This window comes from Marinomonas sp. HM11-D (genome assembly GCF_057626615.1).
This window is the reverse complement of record NZ_JBMMKT010000003.1, coordinates 269143-281581: the sequence shown is the minus strand read 5'-3', so window position 1 is coordinate 281581 and position 12439 is coordinate 269143. Positions and strand designations below refer to the sequence as shown.

Sequence of the window (12439 nt, the reverse complement as noted above, 5' to 3'; positions counted from 1 at the left end):
CCTGTTGATGCGGCTTTTTTATGACCCCCTCCCAGCCTCCCCCTTAGCAAGGGGGAGGAGCCTCATGTTCCCTCCCCTTGTTTCTTTAAGGGGAGGGTTAGGGTGGGGTTAAGTTGCTCGGGCAGCTAACCAAGGTGTTGGCATTTATATTGCCGCCTTTAGTGATAGAAGATAGGCCATTATTAATTATGGAATGGTTTTGGTATCTTCTAGGTAAAGAAGGAGAATAGGTTTGAGTTCACTTGATAAAGAATCAGCCATTAAAATTTTTGAGTCGGCGATTGATGCGGTAGCAGGTTTTAATGCGACACATCGTGCGGTATCGGCATTTGAGGGTTTCCAGCCAGATCAAATTATTGCTGTCGGTAAAGCGGCCAGCGGTATGTGTGCGGGCGCTTTAGCGGCGCTTGGTACAGATTGCCCAGCATTATTGGTGACCAAGTACGACCACACGGAACAAGCCATGTGGGATGCTGCGAATGTTACTGTGATCGAATCGGCGCACCCAGTGCCAGATCAGCATTCTTTGGATGCGGGTAAGCAAATGCTGGCGACGGTAGAAGCGATGCAACCAGGCAGCCAACTGCTATTGTTGGTATCAGGTGGTGCCTCGGCATTGTCAGAAGCCTTGCCGGACGATGTGACGCTACAAGATTGGCAACAGCTTACTGATCAGATGTTGGCGGCGGGTTACAACATCGGTCAGATCAACACGCGTCGTAAAGAAACGTCGTTGATCAAAGATGGCAAGCTACTAGAAAACTTCAAAGGTGCAGAAGTGCGCGTGTTGGCGATTTCTGACGTAGAAGGTGACAGCATCAGCACCATAGGTTCCGGTACTGGTGATACTAAGCGTTGCCCATCTAAATCGAGTATCGATTTGATTGCTACCAACGAAGTGGCGCGTATGGCTGCGGCTGCGAAAGCGAAAGAGCTTGGCTTTACGGTCAATGATAACCAAGAATGTCTCTACGACGACGTGGCGCTTTTGTCTGATCGCATTGGCCAAGAGCTTGCGAAAGCCGCGCCCGGTGTGTACATCTACGGCGGTGAGCCAACCGTGAAACTGCCAGAGAACCCTGGTAGCGGTGGTCGTAACCAAGCGCTAGCATTGGGCTTGGCGCAGCATATTGTGGGTCGTAAAGACGTGCTTGTGCTGGTAGCGGGCACGGATGGTAGTGATGGTCCTACGGACGCAGCGGGCGGTATTGTTGACGGCTCTACGGCAGCAGATATCGAAGGTGCGCGCGATGCCCTTAAACGTGCTGATGCGGGCACTTACCTGCGTGAGCATGGTGGTATTTTTATCACAGGTCCAACCAATACCAACGTTATGGATATTGTGGTCGCCATCGTTCGTTAATCCCGAACTAGCAATCACAACTAAAAAAGCCTCGTCACAGAAAGTGTCGAGGCTTTTTTTTTCGCGATTAAGCGGCTTATTTATTTAGAAAGAAAAGGTGATATGCGGTAAGGCATTCTTATCTTTGTGGATTGATGGGCCGCACAAGAACACCCGTGAAGATGGAATGCCATTATCCACCAAGTAACGTTTCAAGGTTTCCGCACGACGGTTAGCTAGGTCTAGCAAGTAAGCGCGATCTGCTTCACTCAGCATTTGGTGAGTCATCTCATCGTTGATATCACGAACGACAGAAACGCCACAGGCTTTTAGCTCTGAGTCTTTACGATCTTTCATTAGTTTGATCATTTGATCTAGAAAGGCTTCTTGCTCTGGGGCCGTGATTTCATCTTCATCCAAAGCAAACTGCAGTGGTTCAACCCGTAAGCGTAGCGCCTGTTCTCCAGCAAACTGGATTAAGGTAATCACGTTGGCATAAGGAATGAAGGTCTGCATCAAATAAGTACTTGAAGCTTTGATCAAGCCTTGACGGATCGGCAACATAAAGAAGTTTTGCCAATGAAAGTCTGGGTTTTCAATGTCGCCCTTCATCGGTAGATCCAAAACGATATTGTTATCACGGTTTTTTAGCGCATCGATGGCTAGATCAAGTGGCACTGCACCGGCTTTCAATAGGGCGCTGCTATCTTTCTGTCCACCCAGGTCAAACTGACGCAAGACAATATGGGAGTTGCCGTCTAGTACCCCTTGTTTAGCTTTCAGTTTGAGGTCCATATTCAGTTGCCCGGAATGGATATCGTAGCCCAATGCGCTGGCCACATAAGGCGATACCGGTGGTAATTCCACTTCGCGAATGGTGGCTTGTGCTTCCATGGTCAGACGGTTAGCAGACGGCAAAATCTTAACGTCGCTATCAATGGTGGCGTAATCACCATTTTTGGCTTTCAGCTGTAGATGCATCTGCTCGTCAGGATTACGCGTATTAAGGTTTTCGATGGTCAGTTGCTCAATATCTAGCACACGGCTTAGTGCAGGCTTGATGCCATTGTCGGAGAAGATAAATTGCGAATCAGGCGACAACTGAATCTGATGTACGATCGTATAGAAGGGAGCTTGTTTGGTCGCACTATTTTTCTCTGTGGTGTTGGCTTTTGCTTTGCCGTCTTGTGCTTGCTCAGGTGTTGACTGCAAGTAGTCCGGAAGCACTAGGTTAGCAATAGAGCGGTCTTCGGCTAAGGTAATCCCCGCAATCAGCTTATCAAAGTCAACTTTGTCAACGGTCACACCTTTTGGCTCTAGGCGAATGTTGGCAATACTCATTTTCTCAAACGCTGCTAAAGCAGGTTGCGGGCGTTCACTATTGGGTTTAGAGGCAAGGAACTCATTCACCAAAAACGACTCAACTTGCGCACTAGTACCAGCTGCGTTCATAGCAACGTTAGAGCTGTTGATTGATAGATCTTTCCAGCCGACCAACGATGAGCCGTTCGACAAGGTCGATGACAAGGGGCCAAATACGAGCTGGTTATTATTGATGGCAAGTTGATCTAAGCCATCGTCATTCAGGCTCACTTTGATATCACCGCTATCAAGCTTTAGCGATTGTAGTAGGCTTTCTAAAGTGTCTTTTTGCGCAAGGCCAAGGCTCGATAAGGTCAAGCTGTTCTTTTGTGCGGTTAATGCACTTTGCTGGTTTCCTTGCTGCCACGCAATTTGGCTACTGAAGTTTAGCTTGTCGTAACTGACGGTGGTGGCCGGCATATCATTAGGTAATTGGCTGAGCAATACGCTGAAGTTGTCAGAACTAATCTGGCTTTGGCTCGTCACAGACAAAGCTTGATCACCTTGTGACAGGTGGGTGTTATTCAAGCCAAGGGCTAAGTTACCTGAGCTAAGATCTACTTGGTTGTTCTTGAAAGCGGCGTTGGCTAAGTTCAAATTCGCTTTAGCATTGCTAAGGGTCAGCTTGGTTGCACCTTGATTAATCACAGTGTTGTTCAGTGCAACAGACAGTGACTCAAGCTGTGTTGCTAGTCCATTTCCTTCAAATTGCCCGTTATTTAACACAAGGTTAAGTTGTGCCGCGGAGAAGGTGCGCTGCTTCTCTTCCAACTTGGCATTAAGCGGAGCATTAATCTTAAATGACTTCAGGTCAAAGTCTTCCCCTTGCGCCAGTTGACCAACCAAGGTATTGGCGGACAAATCTAAACTCGCGGCAATATCCCCAGTGAAATCGGTCAGGGAAAGTTCAGCGGCGACATCCGCCAAGCTGGTATCCAGTTGTGTTAACTGAATGCTGTTTTTACCATTCTTGATATGGCTTTGCTCAAGCGTGAGTTGGGTGTTGGCTTTGGCTACGCGCAGGGAGTCGCCTGACTTATTTAATTGTAAGTCATTGGCTAGATCAAACTTGCCCAAATCTAAGTGATTATCGCCGGTCTCAATATGAAGTCCTTCAACGCTTAAGCTATTGTTTGAGGTTACATCGAGGGTGCTGGTATCGGTCATATTGACAGAGATATCGGCAAAGTCTGAGCGCAACGACTGCCAGCGGATAGTTTGTGCATCTTGTTCAATATTCACGTCAAGGCTGTCCAATGTGATCAGCGGCGAGGTAAAGGCTAACATTGGGCTATCGTTAAAGCGGTAAGTCGTTTGAGTCAAACCTTCTAGTTGCAAACCGTTGGCGCTTAAGCGACCTAACCCTGCGGGTAAAAAGTGCTCTACATCGGTGCTGGAAAGGCGCACGTTACCAAGCTCTAGATCCGCATTAACTTGCTCTTGGTCGGCACGAATATCGCCTTCCAAAATGGCTTTACCGTTATTGATGGTTGCTTCAAGGTCAAACACACCACGCCAGTTAGAAAGCTCGTGAGATACTTCGGTGATGTTTAAGCTGTTGATGGCAAAGAAGTCTGCACCCTTGTCCGTCGTCAGATTCACGGATGTATCTTTGATCGAAGCGTTACGGATAAAGAAGGTAGGCGGCACGCTGCCAGTGTTCTCTTCCTCTGCTGTGGTTTCTTGTTCAGGGGCTGGCTCAGTAGAGTAGGTCGGGATGCCGGCAACCACCCAACCTTCGGGAACCTGCTCCACTTGCATGTTAAAACCATCGATCAAGATATGGTTGACATGGAAGGCACCTGTGAATAACGGCCAAAAATCCAAACCAACGCTTAATTGTTTCAATGACAGAGTCGGTTGTTCTGCTTGGGTGATGGCAACTTCTGACAAGGTTAAACCAATCGGAAATAGGTCTGGATTGATCTCGGTGGCGCTAAAGTGTGCTTCGTAGGGCGCTAGATAACGGTTCGCCAGCCATTTTGTTAGGGTAGGCAAAAGTGCCCAAAACACAGTCAAAATAATCAAAGTGGCGATGGATGTAATCAGGGTCTTTCTTTGCCACGGTTTTAAATGGGCTAGCACCTTAGCCATAACCTACTCCTTGCTGACTGGTCTGAACGTGCGTCTGTCACTATGACGCCAAATGATAATTTTAATTAGATGTCTAAGTAATAATAAGTCCAGAACTTTGTAAGCATTGTTAAAATTTTGCGCGTGATATGGCGCGATTAACTTAGCTACGAGTTGGACTGAAACGCTATTTAAGTTCCGTTTCTTCGTTGCGTAATGGCATACGCAATAGGTGAATGCTGACCGCAAGACCTATCACGCACAGCCCAATCGTCGCCCAAAAGCGCCATACAATAAACATAGACAAACACATACCTGCCCACATAAATAATAGTGCACGATTACGGGCTTTTCTCGGAATGCCTTGATCGGACTGCCAGTCGGAGACAATCGGACCAAAATATTTATGATTCAGCAGCCAAGCGTGAAAACGCTCTGAGGACTTGGAAAAACACCAAGCTGACAGCAGTACCAGTGGTGTCGTGGGAAGTAATGGTAAAAAGATACCGATAATGCCTGTAATGAGGGATACCCATCCTAGGATTATTAATGCCAGTCGTTTACCCGTCATAACAAGACTCTATGTTTCGAATGATGTCATTACTACCGCGAACAGACGCATCTGTCACGCGTTTGATCATAACGAATCGTCAAACTCAAACACTAATATTTGAGTTTGACGGCTAACTAAGTTGCTTAATTTGCAGCACCGAATAGGGATTCCATGGTATCGCCTTCGGTATCAGTCACGAGACTCCAGCCACCTAAACGTTTCCAGCGATTAACGATTTCACAGAATAACTCGGCTGTTTTTTCGGTGTCGTATTCCGCTGAGTGGGCTTGAGAATTGCTAAAGGCAATCCCCGCTACCTGACAGGCTTTCGCCAGAACCGTTTGGCCAAAAGCTAATCCAGATAGGGATGCCGTATCGAAGCTTGAAAATGGGTGGAATGGGTTACGCTTGATATCAGTACGTTCAATCGCGGCATTTAAGAAACCATGATCGAATGCTGCGTTATGACCAACAAGGATAGCGCGCTTACAGCCAGTGGACTTCAGCTCTTTACGTACCTTACTGAACATCTGAGTTAAGGCTTCTTTCTCTGGTAAGTCGTCACGGCCTGGTGCAAAGGGGTCAATGCCAGTGAAATCCAACGCTTCTTTTTCTAGGTTAGCGCCTTCAAACGGCTGGATATGAAACGACATGGTTTCATGAATATATAACTCGCCATTTTCATCCATGCGCAGAATACTGGCGGCCAGCTCAAGTAATGCATCCGTTTTTGCATTAAAGCCTGCCGTTTCTACGTCGATAACAATGGGTAGGAAACCGCGGAATCGATCTTTGATTTCGTGAGTAGACAAAAGAGAATCCTTAATTCTGCCATTACGATCAGAAATTTAATGAGTAGTTAATGGAAGATGATAACATATAAGCTAAGTCGAGAACGAGAACTCTTACCGTGATAGTCAAACCTTTACTCAACAGTGCACTGATACTCGCCGGTTGTATTTTTGCTATGCACAGCAGCGCTTTAACGCGCTACGAATCGAGCATTGAAGAGTCAAAATGGTCTCTGTCCGGTGACATTTTTGCCTGCACATTAGAGCATCCCATTCCGCATTTCGGCTTAGGCGAATTCATCAAGGAAGCAGGTGAACCGATGAAGTTCGTGTTGCAGCCCGATAATGAAAAAATCGGTCCTGGGCAAGTCTACATTATCTCCCAAGCACCGAGCTGGATACCGGGAATCTCTCCTGAAACCCTAGAAGTCATGCCATACCCAGGTTACGGTTTAAGTGTCGAAGTCGGCGGTAAGGTCGCCGAACAGATGCTGACCTCGCTGGATCGTGGGCGTCATCCCGTGGTGGCAGGCTCGGCTTGGGAAAATGGCCGCGAAAGCGTGGAAGTGGCGTTAAGTAATATCAACTTTAACCCCGCGTATAATGAATTTCGTCGTTGTATGGCGAGTTTGTTGCCGGTGAATTTCGAGCAAATTGCTCGTACCGCCGCCTTATTCACCAATAATGGTACTGAACTGACGGATCGCATTAAGCATCGTTTAGACCTAGTGGCCATGTATGTTGAGGCGGATCCGACCATTGAATATATTTATATTGATGGTCATACCGACATTATCGGTTCTCGTCGCGACAACCGTGAATTATCAAAGTTACGTGCCGAACGGGTCACCGAATACTTATTACAGAAGGGCGTCGCGCCAGAGAAAATCGTTTCTCGATACCATGGTGAGCGTTACCCTGCGGCGGATAACCGCACCAATGATGGCCGCGAGCGAAATCGTCGTGTCACCATTCGTCTTGAACGTTCGGGCAATAATGCACAGTCATTGTCTGAGCCAAGTCCCTAAAAGTCTCGCTTTGTCCACATCTTAGATGTCTATTTTCCGGTACGCCCCTTGCTAAGCAAGGGGCGAAATTTTACACTTACCGCCTATTTTATTTTAACTGCGCGTAGTCCGTCTGTTTGGGCTGCGCTGAGTCTCGTTGAGGAGAAAGAAAAGAATGTCTGACGTGAAGAAGGTAGTGCTAGCCTACTCGGGCGGCCTAGACACTTCAGTAATCGTGAAGTGGCTTCAAGAAGAGTATAAGTGTGAAGTGGTAACTTTTACTGCTGACTTGGGTCAGGGCGAAGAAGTAGAGCCAGCACGCGCGAAAGCTCAAGCGTTGGGCGTTAAAGAAATCTACATCGAAGACCTACGTGAAGAATTCGTACGTGATTTCGTGTTCCCAATGTTCCGCGCGAACACTGTATACGAAGGCGAGTACCTACTAGGTACCTCTATCGCTCGTCCACTAATCGCTAAGCGTTTGATCGAAATCGCTAACGAAACAGGTGCGGATGCGATCTCTCACGGCGCAACAGGTAAAGGTAACGACCAAGTTCGTTTCGAGCTAGGTGCTTACGCGCTTAAACCAGGCGTTAAAGTAATCGCTCCATGGCGCGAATGGGACCTAACGTCTCGTGAAACGCTAATGAACTACTGTAAAGAACACAACATCCCAGTTGATTTCTCTAACGCTAAGAAGAAATCTCCATACTCAATGGATGCTAACCTTCTACACATCTCTTACGAGGGTGACCTGCTAGAAGATCCTTGGGCAACGGCTGAAGAAGACATGTGGCGTTGGTCTGTTTCTCCTGAGCAAGCTCCGGACGAAGCAACTATCCTAGAAATCGGCTTTGAAAAAGGCGACGCGGTTTCTATCAACGGCGAAAAAATGTCTCCAGCAACGATCCTTGAAACATTGAACAAGGTAGGTGGCGCAAACGGTATCGGTCGTGACGACCTAGTAGAAAACCGTTTCGTAGGCATGAAGTCTCGTGGCTGTTACGAAACGCCAGGGGGCACTATCCTTCTGAAAGCACACCGCGCGATGGAATCTATCACCCTAGACCGTGAAGCAGCTCACCTGAAAGATGAGATCATGCCGAAGTATGCGAAAGTGATTTACAACGGTTTCTGGTGGTCTGAAGAGCGTCGTATGCTGCAAGCATTGATCGACGCTTCTCAAGAATTCGTAACCGGTACTGTACGTGTGAAACTGTACAAAGGTAACGTAATCGTTGAAGGTCGTGAGTCTCCATACAGCCTATTCGATAGCAAAATTGCGACCTTCGAAGACGACGCTGGTGCATACGATCAGAAAGATGCGGCTGGCTTTATCAAGCTAAACGCACTACGTATGCGTATCGCGGCACAAAAAGGTCGTACTTTCCTAGACCGCAAATAATTCCGTTAGCTTCGGCTGATGCGAAGAATACGAAACGCCCGCTCTGCAAAGAGCGGGCGTTTTTTTATGCCTATTGACGTTTACGTCAGGCAGACTATGTTAATCACAATAGAAACATGTTCTTATTGACTGTTTGGTTAGAATAATAAAATAAGGTGTCCTATGACCGTTTTTAATATCGGTTCGATTAACATCGATCATTTATACCAAGTGGATCATTTTGTTCGTCCAGGTGAGACCATGAGTTCCACCAGTTATCAGCAAGTGCTAGGCGGCAAAGGCGCCAATCAATCGGTGGCCTTGGCAAAAGCCGGAGCCGATGTTAAGCACGTTGGTGCCCTGTGCCGTGCTGATCAGCACATACTTAAGCAGCTTCAAGGATACGGTGTTAATACGGAGAATATTGCTGAGGTGGAAGAGGCCTCTGGGCATGCGATCATTCAGCTCACACCGAGTGCTGAGAACAGCATTATTTTGCACGCGGGAGCCAACCATCAGCTCACGCAGACGCAGATTCAACGTGTCTTAGCAACCCTTTCAGAGGGAGATTGGGTGCTGTTGCAAAATGAGACCAATCTGGTCGCAGAAGCGATGCAGTGGGCGCAACAAGCGGGCGCTAAGGTAGCCTTTAACCCCGCACCGATGGACGCCGAATTGACTCATCAAGTACTACCTTATATCGATCTATTGATCGTCAATGAAGTAGAGGCAATGGATTTAGCAAACACTGATTCGATTGAGAAAGCGACACAAATCTTGCCCCAGCAATACCCAGAGCTGGCGGTGATGATGACTCTTGGTAAGCATGGGGTGCGTTACTTTTCTATGGAAGAGGACGTGAAAGTTGATGCTTTTAAGGTTGACGCCAAAGACACCACCGCCGCCGGTGATACCTTTATTGGTTATTGCCTAGCGGAATTAGAACGAGGCGCCAGCTATGCTAGTGCCATGCGTACCGCTTGTGCAGCGTCTGCCATTGCGGTGACCCGCCTAGGTGCTGCGCCTTCGATTCCGACGCAGGATGAAGTAACAGAATTTTTATCTCAACAGCCCTAACTCGTTAAGAGAGAACCATGACACGTAAAATTATTATCGACACGGATCCAGGCATTGATGATGCGATGGCGATCTTTTTTGCCTTCCAAGCCAAAGAGCTTGAGGTATTGGGCCTAACGACCACTTACGGCAATGTGCCCGTTGAGCTAGCGACCCAAAACGCACTGACCTTAACTGAGATTGCGGGTGTGGATGTGCCGGTTGCCGGTGGTGTGGCAGTGCCTTCGCAGCAAGCACCGCGTCCATTCCCTGACTTTGTCCACGGTGCAGACGGCTTTGGTAACATCGATTACCCAGCACCAACGAAACAAGCCCTAGAGCAGAGTGCGGCCGAATTTATTATCGAACAAGTACGCAAATACCCAGGTGAAGTCACCATCGTTGCATTAGGTCCTTTGGGTAACCTAGGTAAGGTGCTAGAGCTAGACCCAGAGATCGCTAACTTAGTTGATGAAGTAGTGTTAATGGGCGGTACCGCGATTGAATATGGTAACGTTTCGCCCGTGGCTGAAGCCAATATCATCAATGAGCCACACGCTGCGGATGCGGTGTTTACCGCACCTTGGCAAGTCACCATGGTGGGCTTGGATGTGACTCACCAAGTGCTGTTGGATAACAGTATTCTTGAGCGTATCAAGGCTAAGAACCCAGAGCAGGGGACTTTCCTATACGACTGTGCCCAGTTCTATATTAACTTCTACAGCGACCGCTTCGATGTTAATGGCTGTTACTTCCATGATGCTTCGACCATTGCCTACCTGCTTGATCCGAGTATCTTTGAAGTGGAGCTGGGCGCGATCCGTGTCGTCACTGAGGGCATTGCCGTGGGCCAAACCATCTTTGCCCCTGAGGGTATGGAATACCCAGAGCCTCATTGGGATGGTGTACCCATGACGCAGGTCTGTATGGAAGTGGACGGCGAGCGTATGCTGAAGTTATATGAAGAGGTGATGGTAGGGGCGCTTTAATCGCTGTTCCAATCCCATCAAAAAAGGCGCCTCGGCGCCTTTTTTGTTAGCTATGTGCTTTGACAAACTTATCGATAAAGTCGCGCTCAGCGGTAGAGATGGTGCCAAAACTCATCTTGATATAGTGTTTATCGTGCTCGTTCAGAATGTCTGCTGAGGGAATGCAGATGGCTTTAATCTGCATCTGTCTACCTTCGTGGATTGCATTCAGCTCAAGCTTAACCTTCTTAGAACCTTGCAAACCGATTGGCGACTCCACTTCGACCAAGTCATGGGAAATATGGGTGCAGTGAATATCGGTTACTTGACCATTGGTCAGAAACATTTGACCGGTCCAGAAGCAGCGTACATAAGGAGATGTATGAGACTTAACCACGTTTATTATCCGTTATATCGTAACTATTAAATCGCTGACCATTATAGTGATTTATTGCGCCTGTAACAGTAGTGAAGTGTATCAAGGGCTTAAGTGAAGGTCTTTTCCTTGAACTCACACAGATCCTCAATAATGCAGGCGTCGCACTTAGGCTTACGTGCGGTACAGATATAGCGACCATGCAGGATGAGCCAGTGGTGCGCATCGAGAAGGAATTCTTTTGGCACGAAGCGTAATAGCTTTTCTTCCACTTCCAACACATTCTTGCCAGGGGCAATCTTGGTACGATTAGAAACACGGAATATATGGGTATCCACCGCCATAGCCACTTGGCGAAAGGCGGTATTAAGCACCACGTTAGCGGTCTTACGACCTACGCCCGGCAAAGCTTCTAACTCTTCACGCGTCTGTGGCACTTCACTGTTGTGCTTTTCGATCAGCATTTGGCAGGTCTTGATGGCGTTTTCCGCCTTGGCGTTAAACAGGCCAATGGTTTTGATGTATTGCTTCAGGCCATCGACGCCTAGGGCATACATTTTTTCTGGAGTATTTGCCACCGGAAACAGGTGGCGAGTGGCCTTGTTAACGCTGACGTCGGTCGCTTGTGCGGAGAACAGCACGGCGATCAGGAGTTCAAACGGGGAGCTGTATTCAAGCTCGGTGACAGGGTTAGGATTTTCATTGCGCAGGCGCGTAAAAATCTCGTGTCGCTTAGCTTTGTTCACAGCTCCTCCGGTTGATGATTTAGTCAGTTACACGAACACGACGAGAGACTTTCTCTTGGCCAGCTTGTTCGGCCGCGATGCGTTTTTTCTCTTTCTCATCGTAGGAGTTTTTAATGGCGATCAAAAGACCCAGACCAATAAAGGCGCCAGGTGGCAAGATCGCGAACAATACGTTCGGGTAGTGACTGAAAATAGTCAGTTTCCAACCGGTGGCCATATCGCCAAACAGCAAATGCATGTCGGTGAATAGGGTGCCTTGGCCGATCAACTCACGCATGCCACCTAGTAGCATCAGTACGGCGGTAAAACCTAAGCCCATCATGACACCGTCCATGGCAGACGGCAGCACTGGGTTACGGCTAGCAAAAGCATCCGCACGGCCCAGAATCGCACAGTTGGTTACGATCAACGGGATAAAGATCCCCAGAATCTGGTACAGCTCGTAGGTGTAAGCCTGCATGATCAACTCGATACAGGTAGTGAACGAGGCAATGATCATGACGAAAGCGGGCAGACGCACCGCTTCGGAAACGTAGTTACGAATCAAAGAAACGGCGATGTTTGAACCTAGCAATACCACTGTGGTAGCTAAGCCTAGACCAATGGCGTTGACCACGGTGCTGGTCACCGCGAGCAAAGGGCATAGGCCCAATAGCTGAACTAGGGCTGGGTTATTCTTCCAAAGACCGTTGTATAGAATCTCACGGTAACTTGGGCCAGTAGCAGCGGCTGTTTCTTCCACTGGCGTATCGGGTGCAAGAGTATCTTGAGCGCTCATGAC

General features: G+C 48.0%; 11 protein-coding genes. 5 read left to right on the top strand and 6 right to left on the bottom strand.

All coding sequences use genetic code 11. The features are described from left to right. The first annotated feature begins 232 nt into the window (after positions 1-232). Entirely contained in the window at positions 233-1363 is a 1131-nt protein-coding gene (locus ACOSVP_RS05850; protein WP_487346554.1) for a glycerate kinase type-2 family protein, read from the top strand. Between the two features lie 84 nt (positions 1364-1447). Here ACOSVP_RS05850 and ACOSVP_RS05845 read toward each other — a convergent pair whose 3' ends face one another. From ACOSVP_RS05845 to rnt, 3 genes are all read right to left on the bottom strand, one after another. Next, entirely contained in the window at positions 1448-4798 is a 3351-nt protein-coding gene (locus ACOSVP_RS05845; RefSeq protein WP_487346553.1) for a DUF748 domain-containing protein, read from the bottom strand. A gap of 166 nt (positions 4799-4964) precedes the next feature. After that, entirely contained in the window at positions 4965-5348 is a 384-nt protein-coding gene (locus ACOSVP_RS05840; RefSeq protein ID WP_487346552.1) for a YbaN family protein, read from the bottom strand. 125 nt (positions 5349-5473) lie between these two features. Further along, positions 5474-6142 carry a ribonuclease T gene (rnt, locus tag ACOSVP_RS05835; protein ID WP_487346551.1) on the bottom strand — a complete coding sequence of 223 codons (669 nt, stop codon included), beginning with the start codon at positions 6140-6142 and terminating at the stop codon, positions 5474-5476. A gap of 98 nt (positions 6143-6240) precedes the next feature. Between rnt and ACOSVP_RS05830 the strand changes: the two genes are divergently transcribed. The 4 genes from ACOSVP_RS05830 to ACOSVP_RS05815 all read left to right on the top strand — a co-directional run bounded on the left by ACOSVP_RS05830 (position 6241) and on the right by ACOSVP_RS05815 (position 10557). Further along, on the top strand, positions 6241-7149 hold the full coding sequence (locus ACOSVP_RS05830; RefSeq protein ID WP_487346550.1) for a flagellar protein MotY: 909 nt from the start codon (positions 6241-6243) through the stop codon (positions 7147-7149). A 154-nt stretch (positions 7150-7303) separates the two neighbouring features. Continuing rightward, a complete protein-coding gene (locus ACOSVP_RS05825) occupies positions 7304-8533 on the top strand; it encodes an argininosuccinate synthase (protein WP_487346549.1) in 1230 nt (409 codons plus the stop codon). A gap of 162 nt (positions 8534-8695) precedes the next feature. Next, the gene (locus ACOSVP_RS05820) at positions 8696-9589 is read left to right on the top strand and encodes a ribokinase (RefSeq protein WP_487346548.1); all 894 of its coding nucleotides are present in this window, start codon (positions 8696-8698) and stop codon (positions 9587-9589) included. Between the two features lie 17 nt (positions 9590-9606). After that, complete coding sequence (locus tag ACOSVP_RS05815; protein ID WP_487346547.1) at positions 9607-10557, top strand: nucleoside hydrolase; 951 nt, start codon at positions 9607-9609, stop codon at positions 10555-10557. A 46-nt stretch (positions 10558-10603) separates the two neighbouring features. Here the strand turns inward: ACOSVP_RS05815 and ACOSVP_RS05810 are convergent, their stop codons facing one another. From ACOSVP_RS05810 to ACOSVP_RS05800, 3 genes are all read right to left on the bottom strand, one after another. Continuing rightward, on the bottom strand, positions 10604-10882 hold the full coding sequence (locus ACOSVP_RS05810; RefSeq protein ID WP_487346546.1) for a hypothetical protein: 279 nt from the start codon (positions 10880-10882) through the stop codon (positions 10604-10606). A gap of 140 nt (positions 10883-11022) precedes the next feature. Beyond that, complete coding sequence (gene nth, locus ACOSVP_RS05805) at positions 11023-11658, bottom strand: endonuclease III (protein ID WP_487346545.1); 636 nt, start codon at positions 11656-11658, stop codon at positions 11023-11025. A 19-nt stretch (positions 11659-11677) separates the two neighbouring features. Then, complete coding sequence (locus tag ACOSVP_RS05800) at positions 11678-12436, bottom strand: electron transport complex subunit E (RefSeq protein WP_487346544.1); 759 nt, start codon at positions 12434-12436, stop codon at positions 11678-11680. Positions 12437-12439 lie beyond the last annotated feature (3 nt).

Coding starts and splice junctions, on each gene's coding strand:
- ACOSVP_RS05845 (WP_487346553.1), bottom strand. CDS start 4,798: ATGGCTAAGGTGCTAGCCCATTTAAAACCGTGGCAAAGAAAGACCCTG.
- ACOSVP_RS05840 (WP_487346552.1), bottom strand. CDS start 5,348: ATGACGGGTAAACGACTGGCATTAATAATCCTAGGATGGGTATCCCTC.
- ACOSVP_RS05825 (WP_487346549.1), top strand. CDS start 7,304: ATGTCTGACGTGAAGAAGGTAGTGCTAGCCTACTCGGGCGGCCTAGAC.
- ACOSVP_RS05820 (WP_487346548.1), top strand. CDS start 8,696: ATGACCGTTTTTAATATCGGTTCGATTAACATCGATCATTTATACCAA.
- ACOSVP_RS05815 (WP_487346547.1), top strand. CDS start 9,607: ATGACACGTAAAATTATTATCGACACGGATCCAGGCATTGATGATGCG.
- ACOSVP_RS05810 (WP_487346546.1), bottom strand. CDS start 10,882: ATGTTTCTGACCAATGGTCAAGTAACCGATATTCACTGCACCCATATT.
- ACOSVP_RS05800 (WP_487346544.1), bottom strand. CDS start 12,436: ATGAGCGCTCAAGATACTCTTGCACCCGATACGCCAGTGGAAGAAACA.